The organism is Sphingomonas sp. HT-1 (assembly GCF_048568905.1).
Taxonomy (GTDB): domain Bacteria; phylum Pseudomonadota; class Alphaproteobacteria; order Sphingomonadales; family Sphingomonadaceae; genus Sphingomonas.
Genome location: NZ_CP183770.1, coordinates 1,868,009 through 1,887,417, shown reverse-complemented (window position 1 = coordinate 1,887,417; position 19,409 = coordinate 1,868,009). Strand labels below are relative to the sequence as shown.

At 67.3% G+C, this 19,409-nt stretch carries 23 protein-coding genes and 1 riboswitch; of the genes, 14 read left to right on the top strand and 9 right to left on the bottom strand.

Features of this window, described 5'->3' with window-relative positions; all coding sequences use genetic code 11:
* Both cpaB and ACNFJ7_RS08585 read right to left on the bottom strand, forming a co-directional pair.
* Nucleotides 1–1,026, bottom strand: coding sequence for a Flp pilus assembly protein CpaB (cpaB, locus tag ACNFJ7_RS08590; protein ID WP_026009398.1), 1,026 nt, complete (start codon nt 1,024–1,026; stop codon nt 1–3).
* Nucleotides 1,027–1,083: 57 nt separating this feature from the next.
* Nucleotides 1,084–1,557, bottom strand: coding sequence for an A24 family peptidase (locus ACNFJ7_RS08585; protein ID WP_019371101.1), 474 nt, complete (start codon nt 1,555–1,557; stop codon nt 1,084–1,086).
* Between the two features lie 49 nt (nt 1,558–1,606).
* Here ACNFJ7_RS08585 and ACNFJ7_RS08580 point away from each other — a divergent pair, with 49 nt between their 5' ends.
* The 4 genes from ACNFJ7_RS08580 (at nt 1,607) to ACNFJ7_RS08565 (ending at nt 4,973) form a co-directional block, all read left to right on the top strand.
* A complete protein-coding gene (locus ACNFJ7_RS08580) occupies nt 1,607–2,548 on the top strand; it encodes an alpha/beta fold hydrolase (protein ID WP_019371102.1) in 942 nt (313 codons plus the stop codon).
* Nucleotides 2,545–3,633 (top strand): NAD(P)/FAD-dependent oxidoreductase, encoded by a 1,089-nt coding sequence (locus ACNFJ7_RS08575; RefSeq protein ID WP_019371103.1) that lies wholly within the window; start codon nt 2,545–2,547, stop codon nt 3,631–3,633. The genes ACNFJ7_RS08580 and ACNFJ7_RS08575 overlap by 4 nt, the downstream gene beginning before the upstream one ends.
* Before the next feature lie 56 nt (nt 3,634–3,689).
* A complete protein-coding gene (locus tag ACNFJ7_RS08570; RefSeq protein ID WP_026009399.1) occupies nt 3,690–4,460 on the top strand; it encodes a FadR/GntR family transcriptional regulator in 771 nt (256 codons plus the stop codon).
* Between the two features lie 111 nt (nt 4,461–4,571).
* A complete protein-coding gene (locus tag ACNFJ7_RS08565; protein ID WP_037514215.1) occupies nt 4,572–4,973 on the top strand; it encodes an acyl-CoA thioesterase in 402 nt (133 codons plus the stop codon).
* A gap of 21 nt (nt 4,974–4,994) precedes the next feature.
* Here the strand turns inward: ACNFJ7_RS08565 and ACNFJ7_RS08560 are convergent, their stop codons facing one another.
* From ACNFJ7_RS08560 to ispH, 4 genes are read right to left on the bottom strand one after another with little or no spacing between them, the layout of a single operon-like run.
* Entirely contained in the window at nt 4,995–5,354 is a 360-nt protein-coding gene (locus ACNFJ7_RS08560; protein ID WP_019371106.1) for a hypothetical protein, read from the bottom strand.
* 13 nt (nt 5,355–5,367) lie between these two features.
* Nucleotides 5,368–5,808 carry a ribonuclease HI gene (rnhA, locus tag ACNFJ7_RS08555; protein WP_019371107.1) on the bottom strand — a complete coding sequence of 147 codons (441 nt, stop codon included), beginning with the start codon at nt 5,806–5,808 and terminating at the stop codon, nt 5,368–5,370.
* Entirely contained in the window at nt 5,805–6,761 is a 957-nt protein-coding gene (gene thrB / locus ACNFJ7_RS08550) for a homoserine kinase (protein ID WP_019371108.1), read from the bottom strand. The genes rnhA and thrB overlap by 4 nt, the downstream gene beginning before the upstream one ends.
* Nucleotides 6,761–7,714 (bottom strand): 4-hydroxy-3-methylbut-2-enyl diphosphate reductase, encoded by a 954-nt coding sequence (gene ispH, locus ACNFJ7_RS08545; RefSeq protein ID WP_019371109.1) that lies wholly within the window; start codon nt 7,712–7,714, stop codon nt 6,761–6,763. Before ispH ends, thrB begins: the two co-directional genes overlap by 1 nt.
* A 119-nt stretch (nt 7,715–7,833) precedes the next feature.
* Between ispH and ACNFJ7_RS08540 the strand changes: the two genes are divergently transcribed.
* From ACNFJ7_RS08540 to gcvPB, 5 genes are all read left to right on the top strand, one after another.
* Nucleotides 7,834–8,472: a hypothetical protein gene (locus ACNFJ7_RS08540; protein ID WP_026009401.1), complete on the top strand. Its 639-nt coding sequence runs from the start codon at nt 7,834–7,836 to the stop codon at nt 8,470–8,472.
* 217 nt (nt 8,473–8,689) lie between these two features.
* Nucleotides 8,690–8,780, top strand: a riboswitch (glycine riboswitch).
* A 163-nt stretch (nt 8,781–8,943) separates the two neighbouring features.
* A complete protein-coding gene (gene gcvT / locus ACNFJ7_RS08535) occupies nt 8,944–10,104 on the top strand; it encodes a glycine cleavage system aminomethyltransferase GcvT (RefSeq protein WP_019371111.1) in 1,161 nt (386 codons plus the stop codon).
* Nucleotide 10,105: 1 nt separating this feature from the next.
* Nucleotides 10,106–10,477 (top strand): glycine cleavage system protein GcvH, encoded by a 372-nt coding sequence (gcvH, locus tag ACNFJ7_RS08530; RefSeq protein ID WP_019371112.1) that lies wholly within the window; start codon nt 10,106–10,108, stop codon nt 10,475–10,477.
* A 267-nt stretch (nt 10,478–10,744) separates the two neighbouring features.
* Nucleotides 10,745–12,103, top strand: a complete 1,359-nt coding sequence (gene gcvPA, locus ACNFJ7_RS08525) for an aminomethyl-transferring glycine dehydrogenase subunit GcvPA (RefSeq protein ID WP_026009403.1) — start codon at nt 10,745–10,747, stop codon at nt 12,101–12,103.
* Nucleotides 12,100–13,674: an aminomethyl-transferring glycine dehydrogenase subunit GcvPB gene (gene gcvPB / locus ACNFJ7_RS08520; RefSeq protein WP_019371114.1), complete on the top strand. Its 1,575-nt coding sequence runs from the start codon at nt 12,100–12,102 to the stop codon at nt 13,672–13,674. The genes gcvPA and gcvPB overlap by 4 nt, the downstream gene beginning before the upstream one ends.
* A 117-nt stretch (nt 13,675–13,791) precedes the next feature.
* Here gcvPB and ACNFJ7_RS08515 read toward each other — a convergent pair whose 3' ends face one another.
* Nucleotides 13,792–14,622, bottom strand: coding sequence for a 23S rRNA (adenine(2030)-N(6))-methyltransferase RlmJ (locus ACNFJ7_RS08515; protein WP_019371115.1), 831 nt, complete (start codon nt 14,620–14,622; stop codon nt 13,792–13,794).
* On the bottom strand, nt 14,619–15,191 hold the full coding sequence (locus ACNFJ7_RS08510) for a pseudouridine synthase (protein WP_019371116.1): 573 nt from the start codon (nt 15,189–15,191) through the stop codon (nt 14,619–14,621). The genes ACNFJ7_RS08515 and ACNFJ7_RS08510 overlap by 4 nt, the downstream gene beginning before the upstream one ends.
* Before the next feature lie 304 nt (nt 15,192–15,495).
* Between ACNFJ7_RS08510 and ACNFJ7_RS08505 the strand changes: the two genes are divergently transcribed.
* The gene (locus ACNFJ7_RS08505) at nt 15,496–15,627 is read left to right on the top strand and encodes a hypothetical protein (protein WP_019371117.1); all 132 of its coding nucleotides are present in this window, start codon (nt 15,496–15,498) and stop codon (nt 15,625–15,627) included.
* A complete protein-coding gene (locus ACNFJ7_RS08500; protein WP_019371118.1) occupies nt 15,624–16,253 on the top strand; it encodes a DUF938 domain-containing protein in 630 nt (209 codons plus the stop codon). The genes ACNFJ7_RS08505 and ACNFJ7_RS08500 overlap by 4 nt, the downstream gene beginning before the upstream one ends.
* On the opposite strand, the gene ACNFJ7_RS08495 is transcribed toward ACNFJ7_RS08500, so the two are convergent.
* Nucleotides 16,228–17,136, bottom strand: a complete 909-nt coding sequence (locus tag ACNFJ7_RS08495) for a DMT family transporter (protein ID WP_019371119.1) — start codon at nt 17,134–17,136, stop codon at nt 16,228–16,230. The genes ACNFJ7_RS08500 and ACNFJ7_RS08495 overlap by 26 nt on opposite strands.
* A gap of 206 nt (nt 17,137–17,342) precedes the next feature.
* Between ACNFJ7_RS08495 and ACNFJ7_RS08490 the strand changes: the two genes are divergently transcribed.
* From ACNFJ7_RS08490 to ACNFJ7_RS08480, 3 genes are all read left to right on the top strand, one after another.
* The gene (locus ACNFJ7_RS08490; RefSeq protein ID WP_082664480.1) at nt 17,343–18,227 is read left to right on the top strand and encodes a glycosyltransferase; all 885 of its coding nucleotides are present in this window, start codon (nt 17,343–17,345) and stop codon (nt 18,225–18,227) included.
* A gap of 86 nt (nt 18,228–18,313) precedes the next feature.
* On the top strand, nt 18,314–19,189 hold the full coding sequence (locus tag ACNFJ7_RS08485; RefSeq protein WP_019371121.1) for a 2OG-Fe(II) oxygenase: 876 nt from the start codon (nt 18,314–18,316) through the stop codon (nt 19,187–19,189).
* Complete coding sequence (locus tag ACNFJ7_RS08480) at nt 19,189–19,395, top strand: DUF1289 domain-containing protein (protein ID WP_019371122.1); 207 nt, start codon at nt 19,189–19,191, stop codon at nt 19,393–19,395. Before ACNFJ7_RS08485 ends, ACNFJ7_RS08480 begins: the two co-directional genes overlap by 1 nt.
* The last annotated feature ends 14 nt before the right edge of the window (nt 19,396–19,409 follow it).

Sequence of the window (19,409 nt, the reverse complement as noted above, 5' to 3'; positions counted from 1 at the left end):
TCAGTTCTTTCCCCCCACCGGCACCAGGCTGCTGTCATTGCCGCGGACCACGCGGACCACGCGGACCGCCGCCGCGCTGCCGGCAGCGGGCGCCGGCGCGGCGGTGGCGGACAGCGACGGTGCGGCTTCCGATCGGCCCGGTACGGTGCTGCGCTGGAAGCGGGAGACGTCGGCGCCCGTTACGAAGGTTTCGCCGCCTTCCTGCGGCCGCGCGGTGCGGCGAGCGAGCATCGCCTTTTCCTGGCGAGGATCGTCGGGCACCTCGATCGCGCCGCTGGCGATTGCTTCCTCCAGATCGTCCGGCGCGTCGGCGATCGAGCGGAGCGAGAGCGACAGCGCGCCGACCGTCTGCGCGACGGCGATCTTCTCGGCGATCCGCGGGGTTGCCTCCAGCGTGACCGTCGAATAGCCGTTGACGACGGTGTTGCCGCGCCCATCGGTCTGCTTGTCGGTGCGCTGATCGGTGGCCAGCACGCGCAGATTGCGCAGTACGGTTTCCGAGGCGCGCAGCGGCGGGCCGTCGCCGCCGCCGTCGACGGTCTGGGTGAGGATCAGGTCCACACGGTCGCCTGGGAAAACGAAGCCGGCCACCGCGCTCTGCGCCGACACCGGCACCGTTATGGCGCGCATCCCCGGTCCCAGCGCGGCGGCAAGGAAGCCGCGGTCTCCGGGTTGGACCAGCGCGCCCTGCGGCACCGGCTGGCCGGCGGGAATGGCGAAGCGTACCACGGTGCCTTGCAGCCGCGAGACATCGGTCTGCCCGCGCAGCAGATAGGCGCCGGCTACCAGTTCCTTTGGCCAGGGACGGAATTCGACGGTGCTGGCATCCAGGATCGTGCCGACCGGCAACGCCCGGCGTGCGACAAGCACTTCGGTGGTGTTGGCCGGTGGCGCAGGCGGGCCGAGCACCGGCACGGCGACCGCGGTTGGCGCAGGCGTGCCCACCACGAGGCTGCGCGCCAGAAACGCCGTGACCGCCGCGACGACAAGCGCGCCGACGATCAGCAATAGCCTCCGTGGATCCATCTTGAAATCACACCTTTTCGTGTCGTTGGCCGCGCCCGGTTTCGGCGGCGTTAAGTATCATCCAAAGCGGTTAAGAATCGGTTCGTGCAGCGCGATCAGCGTCGCCGCGATGATCGCCACGCCGTAGGGAATCTCGATCGAGCGGACGTCGTGCCGGCGCAGCCGCGCATAAGCGAGCATCGCCAGGGTCAGCGCACCGCCCAGCAGCGCCATGCCCACCAGCATCCGCAGCAGCGGCAGCAGCGGCAACCACAGCGCGACCGCACCGATCAGCTTCACGTCCCCCCCACCCATCTGGCCGAGCGCGAAGGCGCCGGCGAACAGCGCGAAGACGAGCGCGGCAGATCCGATCTGGAGGGCAATATCCGGCCAGGCCGCCAGCCCCTGCGCCCACCACCATGCCGGTGCGAGCAGCGCGATCGCCGCGTTCCTGCGATTGCCGATCTCACGCGTGCGCACGTCCTGCACGCCGGCTGCGAGCAGCAGCAGCACCAGCGCGCCGAGCAGAACCGCTGAGAAGATCGCCCCCATGGGGCCAAGTGGCTAGACGGGCGGGCTTACGAAACCGTAACCACGAACCATGGCAGATTTACCGAAGCTGCGCCGCGCCATTCCTCCGCAGGCCCTGGTCGATTCGTGGATCGCGCGCGACGGCTGGGCGCTGCGGCGCTTCCGCTGGCCGGCGGAATCCGCGCCGGCGCGGGGCAGCATGCTGTTTCAGACCGGCCGCGGGGACGTTTTCGAGAAATATCTGGAAAGCTTCGGCCATTGGCATGACGAAGGATGGAACATCGCCGCTTTCGATTGGCGCGGGCAGGGCGGTTCCGGCCGACTGACGACCAAGGCCAATTGCGGCGACATCGACGATTTCGCGACCTATATCGCCGATCTCGCTGCTTTCTATCGGGAATGGGCGGCGTCCACGCCGGGCCCGCATGTCGTGATGGGCCATTCGATGGGTGGACATCTTGTGCTGCGCGCGCTGGCGGAACATGCCATCGCGCCCGACGCTGCCGTGCTGATCGCACCGATGCTGGGCGTGCGCAGTCCGCTCGGTCGGCTCGCGGCACCGGCGGCGCGGCTGCTCGCGCGGCTGGGGGATGCCGGGCGGCCGGCATGGAAGGGCAATGAGAAGCCCTACACCACCGAAACCCGTTCGCGCCTGTTGACGCACGATCCCGACCGCTATGCCGACGAAATCTGGTGGCAGACGGAGGCACCCGCGCTGCTGACCGGGCCGCCGAGCTGGCGCTGGCTGCTCGCAGCCTTCGACTCGATGGCTGCGCTGGAAGCGGGCCCGATCGAACACGTGGCGGTGCCGCTGCTGCTGCTCGTCGCCGAAGCCGATGGGCTGGTGGACGCACGGGCGGCGCTGCGGATCGCGCCCCGCCTTCCCGACGGACAACTGGTGCGCTTCGGGCCGGAGAGCGCGCATGAGATTTTGCGCGAAGCCGATCCGGTGCGGGAGCGTGCGCTCGCGGCCATCGATGCGTTTCTCGCGGCACGGGCGGCGCGCCGATGAGCCGGTTCGACATTGCCATCATCGGTGCAGGGATCGCGGGCGCGAGCCTTGCCGCCGCACTGGCGCCGCAAATGCGCGTGCTGCTCTTGGAGGCAGAGGATCGTCCCGGCTATCACGCCACCGGGCGCTCGGCCGCGTTCTGGTCCGAAACTTATGGCGGGCCGGACGTGCAGCCACTGACTACTGCTTCCGGGCCGATGCTGCGCGCGGGCGGTTTCCTCGATCCGCTGGGCGAGGTGCACATCGCGCGCCGCGGCGACGAAGCGGCGGTGGACACGTTCCTCGCGACGTTCGCCGACAGCGGCGTGACGCTGGAGCCGGTGGACCCGCGCGGGCGCATTCCGGGCCTGCGCGACGAATGGGCGCTGGGGGTGCACGAACCCGGCTGCGCCTATATCGACGTCGCCGCGCTGCATCAGCATTTCCTTGGCGAGGCCCGCCGCGCGGGAGCGGTGCTGCACCTGTCCGCCGGGGTGACCGGCCTGACGCGCGCGGCGGGCGCATGGACGATCGACACGCAGGCCGGGCGCTTTACCGCCGATCTGCTCGCCAACGCGGCGGGCGCCTGGGCCGATGCGGTGGCGGCGCTGGCCGGGGCGGCGCGGATCGGCATCCGCGCCTATCGCCGGACGATGGTGCAACTGCGCACCGATCCCGCGCCGCCGGCGGGCTGCCCGCTGGTGAGCGACCTGGGCGGCAGCTTCTACTTCAAGCCCGAGGCCGGCGGGCGTTTGTGGCTGACGCCGCATGACGAGATCGACAGCCCGCCCTGCGACGCCGCACCCGAGGAGATCGACATCGCCATTGCGATTGATCGTTTCGAACGGGCGGTGGACTGGCGCGTCGCGGCGCTCGAGCATCGATGGGCCGGGCTGCGCAGCTTCGCGCCCGATCGCCGCCCCGTCTATGGCCCCGACCCGGCGGTTCCCGGCTTCTTCTGGTGCGCCGGGCAGGGGGGCTTCGGCATCCAGACGGCGCCGGCGGCTGCCGGGCTTGCGGCCGCCGCGATCCTGGGTACCGCAGCGGAGTTCGACATCGATCCAGCGCGCTATCTTCCTGCCCGATTCCTGGACGCCAAGGCTTGATTGGTCTGGCCAAACTGCCTTGCGAAATGCCCGCTCTTGCCTATGAATGTTTCCCGATGAAGCTCAATCGCAGCAAACTTTACCAGCGCGTTGCCGCGTCCATTGCCGACGGCATCGAATCCGGCCGATGGGCGACGGGAACCCGTCTGCCCGGCGAACGCGATCTGGCCGAGGAATATAAGGTCAGCCGCCCCACCATCCGCGAAGCCATGATCGCGCTCGAGATGAAGGGGTGGATCGAGGCGCGCCACGGCTCCGGCCTGTACGTTACGCACCGCGACAGCCAGGGCGGCCTGCGCGAGGACGCGCTGAACCTGGATATCGGCGCGTTCGACCTGACCGAGGCGCGCATCCTGTTCGAAGGCGAGGCGGCGGCGCTTGCCGCAGTATCGGCAACGCCCGACCAATTGGCCGAACTGGATGGAATTGCGCGGGAAATGTCAGACCCGGCGGTAGCCAACGCCGCGCTGTTCGACGCCGATCACCGCTTCCACATCGCCATCGCCAATGCCACCGGCAATGCCGCGATCCGCAGCGTGGTGGAGTATCTGTGGGATCTGCGCACGCGCTCGCCGCTGTGCGCCAATATGTTCGATCGCGCGCGCCGCAACGGCGTGAACCCGCGGTTCGACGAGCATCGCCCGATCCTGGACGCGCTGCACGCGCGCGATCCGCACGGCGCGCGTTCGGCGATGCGCCGCCATCTGCGCGGGGTGGTCGACGATTTGCTGGAGGCGACCGAGCTGGAACTGCTCGAACGCGCCCGCCACGAACTGGACGCGCGGCGCGACACGCTCGCGCGCCGGCTGAAAATCGGCCCGGATTGAGTTCTGCCGCTACGGCAAGCGCGGCTCGGCGGCGCCGGGGGATTTCTGGCGTGATTCGGTGTGCCGAGGGATGCGCCGGGCGCGCTTTTGCCCTATGATGGTAAGGTGACCATGTTTGCCATCCCCTTCGAATTCCGCGTCGACGTTGCGCAGGACGACATCGACTTCATGGGGCATGTCAACAATGCCTCTTATCTCAAATGGGTGCAGGAAGCCGTGGTCAGCCACTGGCAGGCGCTCGCCCCGGTCGAGGCCGTGGCCGAGCATCTGTGGGTCGCGCTGAAGCACGAGATCACCTATCGCCGCCCCGCCTTCATGGATGACGACGTGGTCGCCACCGTGCTGCTGGAAAAGGTGCAGGGCGCGCGGGCCTTTTACGAAACCGTGATCCGGCGGGGCACGGAGGTGCTGGCGGAAGTGAAGTCCAGCTGGTGCTGCCTGGACGCCGAGACTCGCCGTCCGGCGCGCCTGGCCAAGGACGTGATCGACCGGTTCTTCGTGAAGAGCGAGTAAGCGGGCCGGTAAGAATCGCGGCTATGCCTTCTGCCAGACGGGAAAGAACGCGTTTTCCGTCGATCCCATCGCCTGACCCATCTGCGCGAAATCGAAGCCGGGCAGGGCGGTGAGGTAATCCAGCGCCGCGTTTTCGCCCGTCGCGCCTTGCGGATAGGCACAGGCGACGCGATCGTCCGGGCCAAGCAGAAGCCACCAGAGGTCGGTTCCCCACGGACCGGAGTCGTTGGTTTCGATGGCGACGCCCGTAAGGTCGCGCTTCGCCAGCCGCTTCACCGTCCCGGCATCGTCGGTGATCTGGAGGTGGTGGGCATCGACCTCGACAGTCCAGCGCGCTTCCGGTTGCGGGCGCCGCGCTCGCCTCCTGAGCCAGCCGAACATGCGCCGCCGCCCGCTATTGCGCCAATGCGGCGTCGCTGGCGAGCTTGTCGGCGCGCTCGTTGTCGGGGTGGCCGGCATGGCCCTTCACCCATTTCCACTCGACTCGGTGCGGCTTGGCGGCGGCGAGCAGGTCCTGCCAGAGATCGGCGTTCTTCACCGGCTTCTTGTCGGCGGTGCGCCAGCCATTCTTCATCCAGCCATGGATCCACTTGGTCAGGCCGTCCATCACATAGCGGCTGTCGGTGGACAGCGTCACGCGGCATGGGCGCTTGAGCGCCTTCAGGCCCTCGATCGCCGCCATCAGTTCCATGCGGTTGTTGGTGGTGTGCGCCTCGCCGCCGGACATCTCCCGTTCGACGCTGCCCATGCGCAGCACGACGCCCCAACCGCCGCGGCCGGGATTGCCCTTGCACGCGCCGTCGGTCGCGATCTCGACATGCTGAAGTTCGGTCATGCCAGCGCCGACAGGGCTGCCTCATAGGCACGCGACCGCCGCCAGAAGGCGAGCGGATCCTTGCGCGTCACCAGCGCGTCGGCGGGCGTGTTGAGCCAATCCCACGCGCGCGACAGGGTGAAGCGGATGCAGGCGCCGGTCGCCAGCAGCGGCAGGATCGCGCGCTCCTTCTCGCTCAGCTTGTAGCTCGTCTCATAGCCCTGGAGCAGCGCCTCGGAGACATAGGGATCGAACTTCTGGCCGGTGGAATCGAACGCCCAGGCGGTGTGCATCACCGCGAGGTCGTAGAGCCGCAGGTCGGTGCAGGCGAAATAGAAGTCGATCAGCCCGGTCACCCGGTTGCCGAGCATCAAGACATTGTCCGGGAACAGGTCGGCATGGATCGCGCAGCTGTCGAAGCCGGTGCGGGGCCAAAGGGCGGTGACACGGTCCAGCGCCTGACCGAGTTCGTCGTAGAGGCCCGGCGCGATGTCGTTGAGGCTGGTGCCGCAGCGTTCGAACAGCGGGCGCCAGGTGTCGACACCCATGGAATTGGGGCGGTCCTGCGGGAAGTCGGCGACGGCCCTGTGCATCCGGCCCATCGCCTCGGCGGCGGCACGCGCTTGGGCCGCCGTGGGATGCGAGACCGAGACGCCCGACAGGAACTGGATCAGGCAGGCCGGGCGGCCCTCCAGTGCATGGATCAGCGTGCCGTCGCGATCGGGCACCGCCGGGGGCACCGGCAGCCCGCGATCGGCGCAGTGATCGAGGAGCGCCATGAAATAGGGCAGGTCGCCCTGGTCGACACGCTTTTCGTAGAGCGTCAGAATGAAACGGCTTTTGCTCGTGTCGACCAGATAGTTGCTGTTCTCCACCCCCTCGGCGATGCCCTTGGCGGAGACCAGCTCGCCGACGTCGAAGCGCTCGAGAAACGCGGAGAGCGCCTCGGCCGAAACCTGCGTGTAGACGGCCATTACGCTGCCTCTAAGCCGCGGGGCAGCTTGAACACGACGCTTTCTTCCACCGTCTCGACTTCCCGCTCGCTGATCGCGAACTGCGTTCCGAGCTGCTCGACGACTTCGCGTACCAATATTTCCGGGGCCGAGGCGCCGGCGCTGATGCCGACCTTGGTGACGCCGTCGAACCAGGCGAAGTCGATCTCGGCGGCGCGCTGGATCAGCACCGCGCGGGCGCCGCCGCGCTTGGCGACTTCGACGAGGCGCAGCGAGTTGGACGAATTGGGGGCGCCGATCACCAGCACCAGCTCAACCTGCTCCGCGATCGCCTTTACCGCGCCCTGGCGGTTCGAGGTGGCGTAGCAGATGTCGTCCGCGCCCGGCGCCAGCATCGTCGGGAAGCGGCGCTTGAGGATGCCGAGTACCGCGGCGGTATCGTCCACCGACAGTGTCGTCTGGGTGAGGAAGGCGAGGTTATCGGGATCGGGCACCGCGACCGATTCCGCATCCGCCTCGGTCTCCACCAGCGTCATTGCGCCTTCGGGCACCTGGCCGAAGGTACCGATCACCTCCGGATGGCCTTCGTGACCGACGAACAGGATGTGGCGGCCAGCGGCGACATGGCGCTCGGCCTGACGGTGAACCTTGGAGACCAGCGGACAAGTGGCGTCGAGATAGGAAAGGCCGCGTTGTTCGGCCTTGTGTGGCACCGCCTTGGGCACGCCGTGCGCGGAAAACACCACCGGAACGCCATCCGGCACATGATCCAGCGTTTCGACGAACACGGCGCCCTTTCCGCGCAGGCTTTCCACGACATATTTGTTGTGGACGATTTCGTGGCGGACATAGACCGGCGCGCCATATTTCTCGATCGCGAGCTCGACGATGCGGATCGCGCGGTCGACGCCGGCGCAAAAGCCGCGGGGCGCTGCGATCAGCAGCTCCAGGGGACGCTTTTCGGTGTGTGCCATCGGATGGAGCCTCTACGCGATTGCTTGCGCGGGCGGAAGGCGGTTCCTATGGTGCGCGCCGTTCCGGCCCCCGGCTTATGAGATGGGGGGCGGCTGTTCGGTTCGAAAGGTTGCCTCCCTTGTCTGTGCCTAAGTTCACCGTTCCCGCCCTGATCCTGCTTGCTGCCGGTGGCTGCTCCCGCACCGGCGAAATCACCGAGGGCGGCATCAGCGCGGTGCGCACCGCCTGCCCGACGGTAGCGATTCCGGCCGGCACCGGCGACGTGACGCTGTTCGATCCGGCCGAGAGCCGCGAGGCGCAGGCGATCGACGTGGTGGCGACGATCACCAACGTAAAGGCGGCGTGCAACGATGCCGGTGCGCAGGTGGTGACGGACATCAGCTTCGACGTGCTGGCGCGCCGCCGCGATGCGGGCCCGGCGCGGGACGTGACTGTGCCCTATTTCCTTACGATCGTGCGCGGGGGGACATCCGTGACCGCCAAGCGCGTGAGCAATATCACCCTGCACTTCGATGCCGGCCAGATCCGCGCCAGCGCCGTCGGCACCGCCACCAGCAGCGTATCGCATGCCGCGGCGACCCTGCCCGACGAGGTCCGCCGCCGGCTGACCGAGAAGCGCAAGGCGGGCGAGCAGTCCGCAGCGACCGATCCGCTGTCCGATCCCTCGGTGCGCACGGCGGTGCTGTCGGCTACGTTCGAGGCGCTGGTCGGCTTCCAATTGACCGAGGCCCAGCTGAAGTACAACGCGACGCGATAATCCACGCTTAAGATCCTCCCCTGCGCGGCGAGGGGAGCCATACGCAGCATGGCGGAGGGGCTGTCCATGAGCGAGTCCGGTGCGGCGCCCCCCGCTCCGCCACGCGCGTGGCGCCGCGCGGCCCCCCGTGCCGGGAGGATCTAAATTCCCCTCAATCCCGATTGACTCCGACAAGCCCTCCGGCCAAGGCGGGCGTGTCGATGCCGGGCAACCGGCATGGGCATGCGCGGGAGAGAATCCGGCTTGCCGGATCGCCGAAGGAGCAACCGCCCCGGAATCTCTCAGGCACCGAGGACCGCGCAGGCCACGACACTCTGGAAAGCGAGACGGCCGCATAGGCCGGGCTCCACCGAAGGGGTAAGCCGGCTCGCCGGCGAAAGCTCTCAGGTTCCGTGACAGAGGGGGCGATGGTGCAGGCCGGGCGAGCGCGCCCGGGCGTGCCATTGAACCCTTGATGCCCGGAGTGCCCCGATGAGCGATATCGCCGAAGACACCGTCACCGAAACGCCGATCGAGACGCTGCCGCTCGACGCCTGGCACCGCGCGCGCGGCGGCCGGATGGTGCCGTTCGCAGGTTACTCCATGCCGGTCCAGTATGAAGGCATCATGGCCGAGCACCTGTGGACGCGCGAGCATGCCGGGCTGTTCGACGTCAGTCATATGGGCCAGCTGCTCTTCTCGGGCGTCGAGTTCGATGCGGGCCTTGAAAAGCTGCTGCCGGGCGACGTGAAGGGGCTGGGCGAGGGCCGGATGCGCTATTCGCTGCTGCTCAGCGAAGAAGGCGGCATCCATGACGACCTGATGATGACCCGCCTGCCCGCCGACAATGCCTTCGAGATCGACGGCGGTACGATCTACATGGTCGTCAACGGCGCGACCAAGTGGGACGATCTCGGCGTGTTCCGCGAATTCCTGCCCGACGAAGTGACGATCAACCATCTAGAAGACCAGGCGCTGCTGGCGCTGCAGGGGCCGGAAGCGGTCACCGCGCTCGCCCGCGTGCTGCCCGGCGTCGAGAAGCTGGTGTTCATGACCGCCGCTGCGTTCGAATGGAACGGCAACCCGCTCTGGGTGAGCCGTTCGGGCTATACCGGCGAGGACGGGTTCGAGATTTCGCTGCCGGGCGAGGCGGCCGAGGCGTTCGCCGACGCGCTCACCGCGCAGCCCGAAGTCAAGCCGATCGGCCTGGGCGCGCGCGACTCGCTGCGCCTGGAGGCCGGCCTGCCGCTCTACGGCCATGACCTCGACCTGGAGACCACGCCGGTCGCCGCCGATCTCGGCTTTGCGCTGTCCAAGCGCCGCCGTGAGGAAGGTGGTTTTGCCGGTGCCGAGCGCATCCTCGCCGAGCGCGAGCAGGGCAGTGCCATGAAGCGCGTCGGCCTGATCGTCGAGGGCCGCCAGCCGGTGCGCGAGGGCGCGGCGGTGGTCGATGCCTCGGGCGCGGAAGTCGGCAAGGTTACTTCGGGCGGGTTCGCGCCGTCGGTGCAGAAGCCGATTGCGATGGCCTATGTGCCTTCGGCGCTTGCAGCGGCCGGCACCAAGATTACGCTTGTCCAGCGGGGCAAGCAGCACTCCGCGGAAGTCGTGGCAATGCCCTTCGTCCCCCACCGCTATGTCCGAAAGGGAGCGTGACATGAGCCGTTATTTTACCGAAGACCATGAGTGGATCGAAGTCGACGGCGACGTCGCGACGGTCGGCATCACCGAATATGCCCAGAGCCAGCTCGGCGACATCGTGTTCGTCGAAGTGCCCGACGAGGGCAAGGAACTGAGCAAGGGCGACGATGCCGCCGTCGTCGAGAGCGTGAAGGCGGCGTCGGACGTGTATGCGCCGGTGTCGGGCACCGTCGTCGAGGGCAATGCCGACCTCGCCGACAATCCCGCGCTGGTGAACGAGGATCCGGAAGGCGAAGGCTGGTTCTTCAAGATGACTCTGAGCGACGAGAGCGAGCTGGAAGGCCTGATGAACGAGGCCAAGTACCAGGCGTTCGTCGCCAAGCTGTGATGTGACCTTTTCCCCCTCCCGCGTGCGGGAGGGGGCAGGGGGCGGGCCTACGCTCTCCTCCTGACGGGCCGCCCGAGGATAGCGGGCGCCCACCCCCGGCCCCTCCCGCACGCGGGAGGGGAGAAGCAAGGGGGCACCGAATTTCTCCTCCTCATGCGGGAGGAATGCCGGGGCGGGCCAAAACCCACCCCAGAAACCGAAAGGCCCGCGGATGGCGGGCGCCCACCCCCAACCCCTCCCGCACGCGGGAGGGGAGTAGGACAGTCGATGCGCTACCTGCCCCTTACCCCGGCCGACCGTCAGGCAATGCTTGGCACGATCGGCGCCCAGTCGATCGACGACCTGTTCGTCGACGTGCCCGAAAGCGCCCGCCTGAGCGGGCCGATCGCCGGCCTGCCGATGCATGCGTCGGAACTCGCGGTCGAACGCCACATGACCGCGCTCGCCCGCAAGAACATTGCCGCCGGCGAAGCGCCGTTCTTCTTGGGGGCAGGGGCCTATCGCCACCATGTGCCGGCCTCGGTCGATCACATCATCCAGCGCGGCGAGTTCCTCACCGCCTACACGCCCTACCAGCCGGAAATCGCGCAGGGCACGCTGCAGATGATGTTCGAGTTCCAGAGCCAGATCGCCCGGCTGCTGGGTTGCGACGTCGCCAACGCCTCGATGTACGACGGCTCGACCGCGTGCTGGGAAGCGATCTCGATGGCGCGGCGCGTCACCAAGCGCGGCAAGGCGATCCTCTCGGGCGGCCTGCACCCCCACTACGTGTCGGTCGCCAAGACGATGGCGCGCTTCACCGGCGACCAGCTCGTCACCGGCGTGCCGACGTTCAGCCCCGAGCCCGACACGCTCGACCTGATCAACGCGATCGACGCCGACACCTCGTGCGTCGTCGTCCAGTATCCCGACATTCTCGGCCGCATCGAGGACATGTCCGCACTGGCCGACGCCTGCCACGCCAAGAAGGCGCTGCTGATCGCCGTCGTCACCGAGCCGGTGGCGCTGGGGGCGATCAAGGCGCCGGGCGAGATGGGCGCGGACATCGTCGTCGGCGAGGGCCAGTCGCTCGGCGTCGGCCTCCAGTTCGGCGGGCCGTATGTAGGCCTGTTCGCCTGCTCGGAAAAGCTGGTCCGCCAGATGCCGGGGCGCCTGTGTGGCGAGACGGTGGACGCCAGCGGCAAGCGCGGCTTCGTGCTGACGCTCTCCACCCGCGAGCAGCATATCCGCCGCGAGAAGGCGACGTCGAACATCTGCACCAGCTCGGTGCTGTGCGCGCTCGCCATGTCGGTGCACATGACGCTGCTGGGCGAGAAAGGCCTGCGCCAGCTCGCCGAGCTCAACCATGTCGGCGCCAGCGCCGCCGCCGATCGCCTGGCCGAAGTGGACGGGGTGGAGCTGGTCACCGACCGGTTCTTCAACGAATTCACCCTGAAGCTGTCGAAGGAAGCGCGTCCGGTCGTCCGCCAGCTGGCCGACAAGGGCATATTGGCCGGCGTGTCGCTCGGCCGCCTCTATCCGGGCGTCGAAGCGCTGCAGAACGGCCTCGTCGTCGCGGTCACCGAAACCACCACGGAGGAGGACGTCGAGACGCTTGCCTCCGCACTCGAGGAGGTGCTGGCATGAGCACGATCAATCCGTCGGGCTGGCGCCCCACCACGCCGTCGCAGGGCGGCGAGACCGCCGAGGGCACGTTCACCGGCAACCGCGCGCTGATGCTGGAAGAGGCGCTGATTTTCGAGATCGGCTCCACCGACACCACCGGCGTCGATTTCGGCGAGGCCCCCGCAGGCAAGTCCCGCCTGGGCGGCATGGAGCGCAGCAAGGCGATCGGCCTGCCGGGCCTGTCCGAGCCCGAGACGGTGCGCCACTATACCCGCCTCAGCCGCCAGAATTATGCCATCGATCTCGGCCTGTTCCCGCTGGGCAGCTGCACGATGAAGCATAATCCGCGCCTCAACGAGCGGATGGCGCGCCTGCCGGGCTTCGCCGATATCCACCCGCTCCAGCCGGTCGATACCGTGCAGGGCGCGCTGGAGGCGATCGACCAGCTCGCGCACTGGCTGATCACGCTCACCGGCATGCAGGCGGTGGCGATGAGCCCCAAGGCCGGCGCCCACGGCGAACTCTGCGGCGTGCTGGCGATCCGCGCGGCGCTCGACGCTAAGGGCGAGACCGCGCGTCGCATCATGCTGGTGCCGGAGAGCGCGCACGGCACCAACCCGGCGACGGCGGCATTCGCCGGCTTCGCGGTGGAGGACATCCCCGCGACTCCGCAAGGCCGGGTCGACGTGGCGGCGCTCAAGGCGCGGCTGGGGCCGGACATCGCCGGCGTGATGATCACCAACCCGAACACCTGCGGGCTGTTCGAACCGGACCTCAAGGACATTTCCGACGCGGTCCATGCCGCCGGCGGCTATGTCTATTGCGACGGCGCCAACTTCAACGCGATCGTCGGCCGGGTCCGCCCGGGCGACCTCGGCGTCGATGCGATGCACATCAACCTGCACAAGACCTTCTCCACCCCGCATGGCGGCGGCGGCCCGGGTTCGGGTCCGGTCGTGCTGTCGGCGGCACTGGCACCCTATGCGCCGCTGCCCTTCGTCGAGAAGACCGAGAGCGGCTATCGCATCGTCGAGGAGGAGAATGCCGAGGAGCATCATGCCGGCACCTTCGGCCGCATGACCGCCTTCCACGGCCAGATGGGCATGTTCACCCGCGCGCTGACCTATATCCTCAGCCACGGCGCCGACGGCCTGCGCCAGGTCGCCGAGGATTCGGTGCTCAATGCCAATTACGTGCTGCGCGCGATGGAGGACGTGCTCGACGCGCCCTTCGCCAAGACCGGCCCGTGCATGCATGAGGCGATCTTCAGCGACAAGGGCCTGCCCGAGGGCTTCTCGACGCTCGACATCGCCAAGGGACTGATCGACGAGGGTTATCACCCGATGACGGTGTATTTCCCGCTGGTCGTCCACGGCGCGATGCTGGTCGAGCCGACCGAGACCGAGAGCAAGGCGGCGCTCGACCAGTTCATCGGCGCGTTCCGCAACGTCGCGATGAAGGCCAAGCAGGGCGAGGCGGCGCTCAAGAGCGCACCGCACTTCGCGCCCCGCCGCCGCCTCGACGAGACGCTCGCCGCGCGCAAGCCGGTGCTGGCCTACAAGGATGCGGCGCCGGCCGAAGCGGCCGAGTAAGCGCCCGACCCGTTACCCCCCGAGAGAGGGTCGCACACGCCGGCTGGAAGCCCCCGCTTCCAGCCGGCGCTTTGCATTTGCGGGGGAGTTGCGTGGCTGACTGCAGATTGCAGCGTTTCAGTCGTGCAACCAGTCCGCGCGGATCTCGCCCCGATGCCCGTCCGGCGCCAGCGCGGCACGCAGCGCTTCCAGCAGCGGCGGCAGCGCCTGCACGAAGGCATAGGGCGGATTGACGATGAACAAGCCCGCGCCGTTATAGATGCCGGGCATATCGGCATCGTACAGCCAATGCTCCACGACAAGGAATTTCGGGATGCCGAGCCTGCGCAGCTTCTGCTTCCACTGCTGGTGCGTCGCGCGGTCCTTCAGCGGATACCAGATCACCGTCACGCCATGCGCCCATTTGCGGTGCGCGGCGGCGAGGGTGGCGACGATGCGGTCGCGCTCGTCGGTCTGCTCATAGGGCGGATCGACGACCACCACGCCGCGCGCCGTCCGGGTCGGCAGCAGCGCCAGCCACAGCTCATAGGCATCGCGCGCGTGCACGGCGGCCGGCGACCCGCGCATCGCATCGCGCAGGATCGCGACGTCCTCGGGATGCTTCTCGTTGAGGATCAGCAGGTCCTGCGGGCGCAGCAGCTGCGCGAGGAACTGCGGCGAGCCGGGGTAGAGGTGCGGCTCCGCCCCGTCATTCACCGCCCGCACCGCGGCGCGATAGTCGTCGAGCAGAGGGTTCGTATCGGCAAAGGCGCGCAGCACGCCGTGCGCGGCCTCGCCGGTGCGCTGCGCCTGCTCACCGCCAAGGTCGTAGAGCCCGCAGCCGGCATGGGTATCGATCAGGGTCAGCGCGCCCTCTTTCTGCTGCAGGGCCCGGAGGAGCGCGATCAGCAGGCTGTGCTTCACGACATCGGCGCTGTTGCCGGCATGGAAGGAGTGGCGATAATTCATTGAGATCTCAAACTCGTGTCCATGCTGGTGATTTCCTCGAACTGGCCCGGCGCAATCCCGGCGACACACCAGTCGCCGATGGACCAGCGGACCAGCCGCAGCGTGGGAAACCCCACCGCCGCCGTCATGCGGCGCACTTGCCGGTTGCGCCCTTCGCGGATGGTGATCTTCAGCCAGCTGTCGGGGATGAACTTGCGCTGGCGGATCGGCGGGTCGCGTTCCCACAGCTCCGGCGGGTCGATCCGCTCGACCTCGGCCGGCAGGGTCATGCCGTCCTTGAGCAGGACGCCCCGTCGCAGGCGCTCGAGGTCCGCCGCCTGCGGATCGCCCTCGACCTGGACGAGATAGGTCTTGGGCATCTTGAAGCGCGGATCGGCGATGCGCGCCTGCAGCCGCCCATCATCGCACAGCAGCAGCAGCCCCTCGCTGTCGCGATCGAGCCTGCCGGCGGGGTAGACACCCTTCACCTCGATGAAATCCGACAAGGTCGACCGAAGTGTCGGCGATCCGCGGTCCGTGAATTGCGACAGGACGCCAAAGGGTTTGTTGAACAGGAGCAGCCGGGCCATCCTGCGCGCATAGCGTTCGGCCGCGGCAATGTCTTCTCGCGCATGCCGCGGGCAGATCAACTGCGCTCGCCCGCTCTACCCAGAGGCCGTCGGTCGGGCTTCCTGCTTTCGCAGGGCGAAACGGCCGATCCGCTACCGCGCCGAACGTGGTCCGTCGCAGCTTGCACCTCCGCCGAACGCTTGCATTCGGGGCGGGCTTGGAGCGGTCGGCTTCCGATCTCAGCCGCCCCTTCGCTGGCACAGCAGCGTTTTGACCGCGCCACGCTTCCTCCTATGTTGCACCGCATCTACCGGGAGGACTCGCATGCAGTTCGATACGCCGTACGGGATACGCTACCGCATCACTGCGCTCGTGGTGGGGCTGTTCAGCGCGATGCGGGCGGCGCTGTATCTCCGGGGCAAGCGCCTGCTCGCCAAGGCGCGCGTCGCCGCATGAGCGATCGCGAACGCAGCTGGCTGGCCCCGCCCGAGGGCGTGCGTCGCCATGCTCCCGCGACGCTGCGCAACCGCGCGCCGATTGCCACGATTCTAGCGCAACTGCTGCCCGCCGCCGGCCATGTGCTGGAAGTGGCAAGCGGCAGCGGCGAGCATTGCGCCTATTTTGCCGAGCATTTCCCCAAGCTGGAATGGCACCCCAGCGACCCCGATCCGCAAGCGCTCGCGTCGATTGCCGCCTGGTGCGATGGGCTGGGCAATGTCCGGCCGCCGCTGGCCCTTGATGCGGCCGCCCTTGCCTGGCCGATTGCGCACGCCGATGCGATCCTCTGCGTCAACATGGTCCATATCAGCCCGTGGGAGGCTACGCTGGGGCTGATGGCGGGGGCGGGGCGGTTGTTGCCGCCGGGCGGGCCGCTGGTCCTCTACGGCCCGTATCGTGAGGCGGGCGTGTCCACCGCGCCTTCCAACGAGGACTTCGATCGTTCGCTGCGCGCGCGCAACCCTGCCTGGGGGCTGCGGCTGCTGAGCGACGTGACGGCGGCGGCGGAAGCGCAAGGGCTGGTGTTCGACCGGCGGGTGGAGATGCCCGCCAACAATCTCATAGTGGCGTTTCGGCGTAGCTAGCCTGACCGCGCGCGAGCTTCTGCTCGCGATAGACGATGTACAGGCCGCTGGCGATGATCACCGGTGCGCCCAGCCAGGTGGAGGTGGTCGGCAGCACGCCGAACAGCAGCCAGCCGTAGAGCGTCGCCCAGATGAGACCCGAATAGTCCATCGGCACCACGGCGGAGACGGGGGCGAAGCGCATCGCGCCGGTGAGCGCGAGCTGGCCGACGCCGCCGACCAGCCCGGTGGCGATCAGGATCGCCCAGGTGACCGGATCATGGTTCTGGAAGTTGAAGGCATAAACCAGGCCCAGCACCGGCACCGACAGCAGCGAGAACCAGAAAACGGTGGTGCCGGCACTTTCGGTGCGGCCGATCTGGCGCAGGGTGATTGCCACGAGCGCGACGAACAACGCTGCCAGAAGCCCCACGACGGCGCTGAAGATCGGGATCGCCTGATGCCCCGGCTGCACCACGATCAGCACGCCGACGAATCCGAGGATCACCGCGCTCCAGCGATGCCAGCCGGTCGGCTCGCGCAGCAGCAGGGCGCCGAGCAGCGTCGCGAAGATCGGCACGGTGAACTGGAAGGTCTGCGCCTCTGCCAGGGGCAGCAGCACGACCGCGCCGAAGGTGAAGATCATGCCGGTAAGACCCACCGCTGTGCGCCATACATGCGCGCCGAAGCGCTTGGTCTTCAGTGATTGCAGCCCCGGCCCGGCCGCCACCCACAACGTTACCAGCGGCACCGCCCATAGCTGGCGATGGAACATCGTCTCGACAAGATTGGCGCCCCGGATTTCGGATAGCTTGATCAGTGCCGACATGGTCGCCAGGCAGGCAATCGCGAACAGGCGTAGCGCAAGGCCGGTAGCGATGCGATCGGTGCGGGCATTGGACACGCCGGCTGGTTAGGGCGCAGGGCGTTGGGCGGCAAGTCGTTTTGTTCTTGCCGTCTAGTCTCCGATGGCGCGGTGCAGCAATAGGCGGTTGCCCGGCCGAAAATAATTGCCTAACCGGTTAGCGGGTGACAACGATCGGGGGTTTGCAGCCGTGCCGTGCGCGACGTCGATGGCTCGATCAACCCTGCGCCCTTTGGCTGCCCCGAATGTTCCGCTGGCCGGGCCTGTCCGACAATCCACCAACATCTTCTCCGCTGACAAGGGCTGATGATCCGATGCTTCACGTACTTCTTACGCGCTTCAACATCGCCAGCCCCGGACGCGAGGTCGCCATCCGCAACTCACCGGGCTGGCTGGATCGGCGCTTCGGTCTGTTCGAGCAATTCTGCCTGCCTAGCATCGCCGGCCAGACCGAGCGAAACTTCCATTGGCTGATCTATTTCGACAAGGATACGCCGGCCGAGTTCAAGGAACGGATCGAGCGCGATCGGGCGATCTTCAACTTCACCCCGCGCTTCGTCGCGATGTTCGACAAGGCCCTGATTGCTGACGACGTCCGCGCCCTGGCAAAACCAGGAGAGGATCTGATCGTCACCACGCGCCTGGACAATGACGATGCATTGTCCTCGGACTTTGTCGCCCGTGTGCAGGCCGCGGCCGTCGATGCGCCCGCGCAGACGGTGCTCAATTTCACGCAGGGCATCGCGATGCGCAACGGCCGCCTGTACACCGCAAGCGACCACAGCAACCCGTTTACGTCGCTGGTCGAGCGCGATCTGCCGACGATGGAGACGATCTGGGCGAAATCGCACCATGAGCTGGGCGAGAAATGGACCATCGTTCAAGTGCCCAGTCAACCGCTATGGTTGCAGGTGGTGCACGGTGAAAACGTCACCAATCGCATCAAGGGCAAGCTGGTCGCGGATACGGACATCATCGATTCCTTCAAGATCCGCAGTGACGTGGCAGCCCATCGGGTAAGTCCCGCCGGCGTTTTTTGGGACCACGCTGTCGTTTCGCCCGTCCGGAAGCTGCGGGAATTCGGGATTAAGCTGATCAAGCCGGTTGTGGTTCGAATCCGCGACCGGTGAAAATGGGACATCACAATCGTTAAAAGTTGTTTACCCGAATCGCCGCGGCTGAATATGATCAGCCGGGGCGTTTTCGGGGGGACGACATGACTTTGGCGGCAGATACCTCGGACTTTTTTTTCTTCAACCGGGAACGCCTTTACGCGCTGGCAGAAGAATATCACGAGCGCTTTGTGAACGCCGAACCCTACGAGCATGTCGCAATTGACAATTTTCTACCGGACGATGTCGCGAAGCGGCTTGCTTCGGCTTTTCCCGGCCTCGACGATATCAACTGGCGACTGGAAGGGCCGGGGGACAGCGCGCATAGCGGTGATCGCCGCGTCGAAAAGGTCACGACCTCCGACGAAGAGATGTTCCCGCCCCTGGTCCGGCTGATGATGATGCAGTTTCAGTCCGGCATCTTCTGCAACTTCCTGGATCGGCTGACCGGCAACAAGTTTCTGCTTCCGGATCCAAATCATTATGGCTGCGGCTTGCATTCGACGGGTTCCGGCGGGCGCCTGATGTTGCACATCGATGCGTCGCGGCATCCGAACAAGAGGCTCAGCCAGCAGGTCAACTGCATCTATTACTGTACGCCCGACTGGCAGGAAGAATGGGGCGGCAATCTGGAGCTGTGGGACGAGGACGCGACCAAATGCGTCTCCAGCATCGTGCCCAAGTTCAATCGGCTGGCGATCTTCCGCGTTTCCGGCAAGTCGTGGCACGGCCAGCCCTTCCCGCTCAAGACGCCGGAGAACGTTCGGCGTAATTCGCTCGCCCTCTATTACTACAGCGCCGAAGAGGACACGGAGGGGTTGGGCTATTCGAACTTCGTGCGCTGGAAGGCGGTATCCGCGCATGACAAGCGTACGCCGCTGCACCGCGTGAAGGGCGTAATCCGCGATTATGCGCCGACGCCGGTGATCAACAGCCTTGCCAAATTTGCCCGGAAGACCGGCCTGAACTTCAAGCGCTGATGGGATTGTTCGGCAGTCTCTTTGCCGCTCCGCCGGAGTCGCCGTGTCGCAAGGTATGCCGCCTCGACATGGAGATCCGGTTATGCCTGGGCTGCTGGCGGAAGCCGGCTGAGATTGCCGGCTGGAGCGACATGAGCCCACGCGCGCAGCGCGCGGTGCTCGCCGAGCTTCCCGGCCGAGAGAAGCAGCATGGTGGGCGCCGCTAGGAACACTTTGAAGG

What these genes read in the sequence shown, in the direction of transcription:
- ACNFJ7_RS08505 (WP_019371117.1), top strand. Translation starts at nt 15,496, where the DNA reads ATGCAGTTCGATACGCCGTACGGGATACGCTACCGCATCACTGCGCTC.
- ACNFJ7_RS08575 (WP_019371103.1), top strand. Translation starts at nt 2,545, where the DNA reads ATGAGCCGGTTCGACATTGCCATCATCGGTGCAGGGATCGCGGGCGCG.
- gcvPB (WP_019371114.1), top strand. Translation starts at nt 12,100, where the DNA reads ATGAGCACGATCAATCCGTCGGGCTGGCGCCCCACCACGCCGTCGCAG.
- ACNFJ7_RS08565 (WP_037514215.1), top strand. Translation starts at nt 4,572, where the DNA reads ATGTTTGCCATCCCCTTCGAATTCCGCGTCGACGTTGCGCAGGACGAC.
- ACNFJ7_RS08480 (WP_019371122.1), top strand. Translation starts at nt 19,189, where the DNA reads ATGGGATTGTTCGGCAGTCTCTTTGCCGCTCCGCCGGAGTCGCCGTGT.
- ACNFJ7_RS08485 (WP_019371121.1), top strand. Translation starts at nt 18,314, where the DNA reads ATGACTTTGGCGGCAGATACCTCGGACTTTTTTTTCTTCAACCGGGAA.
- gcvT (WP_019371111.1), top strand. Translation starts at nt 8,944, where the DNA reads ATGAGCGATATCGCCGAAGACACCGTCACCGAAACGCCGATCGAGACG.
- ACNFJ7_RS08510 (WP_019371116.1), bottom strand. Translation starts at nt 15,191, where the DNA reads ATGGCCCGGCTGCTCCTGTTCAACAAACCCTTTGGCGTCCTGTCGCAA.
- gcvPA (WP_026009403.1), top strand. Translation starts at nt 10,745, where the DNA reads ATGCGCTACCTGCCCCTTACCCCGGCCGACCGTCAGGCAATGCTTGGC.
- gcvH (WP_019371112.1), top strand. Translation starts at nt 10,106, where the DNA reads ATGAGCCGTTATTTTACCGAAGACCATGAGTGGATCGAAGTCGACGGC.
- ACNFJ7_RS08585 (WP_019371101.1), bottom strand. Translation starts at nt 1,557, where the DNA reads ATGGGGGCGATCTTCTCAGCGGTTCTGCTCGGCGCGCTGGTGCTGCTG.
- cpaB (WP_026009398.1), bottom strand. Translation starts at nt 1,026, where the DNA reads ATGGATCCACGGAGGCTATTGCTGATCGTCGGCGCGCTTGTCGTCGCG.
- ACNFJ7_RS08500 (WP_019371118.1), top strand. Translation starts at nt 15,624, where the DNA reads ATGAGCGATCGCGAACGCAGCTGGCTGGCCCCGCCCGAGGGCGTGCGT.
- rnhA (WP_019371107.1), bottom strand. Translation starts at nt 5,808, where the DNA reads ATGACCGAACTTCAGCATGTCGAGATCGCGACCGACGGCGCGTGCAAG.
- ispH (WP_019371109.1), bottom strand. Translation starts at nt 7,714, where the DNA reads ATGGCACACACCGAAAAGCGTCCCCTGGAGCTGCTGATCGCAGCGCCC.
- thrB (WP_019371108.1), bottom strand. Translation starts at nt 6,761, where the DNA reads ATGGCCGTCTACACGCAGGTTTCGGCCGAGGCGCTCTCCGCGTTTCTC.
- ACNFJ7_RS08490 (WP_082664480.1), top strand. Translation starts at nt 17,343, where the DNA reads ATGTTCCGCTGGCCGGGCCTGTCCGACAATCCACCAACATCTTCTCCG.
- ACNFJ7_RS08570 (WP_026009399.1), top strand. Translation starts at nt 3,690, where the DNA reads ATGAAGCTCAATCGCAGCAAACTTTACCAGCGCGTTGCCGCGTCCATT.
- ACNFJ7_RS08560 (WP_019371106.1), bottom strand. Translation starts at nt 5,354, where the DNA reads ATGTTCGGCTGGCTCAGGAGGCGAGCGCGGCGCCCGCAACCGGAAGCG.
- ACNFJ7_RS08515 (WP_019371115.1), bottom strand. Translation starts at nt 14,622, where the DNA reads ATGAATTATCGCCACTCCTTCCATGCCGGCAACAGCGCCGATGTCGTG.
- ACNFJ7_RS08580 (WP_019371102.1), top strand. Translation starts at nt 1,607, where the DNA reads ATGGCAGATTTACCGAAGCTGCGCCGCGCCATTCCTCCGCAGGCCCTG.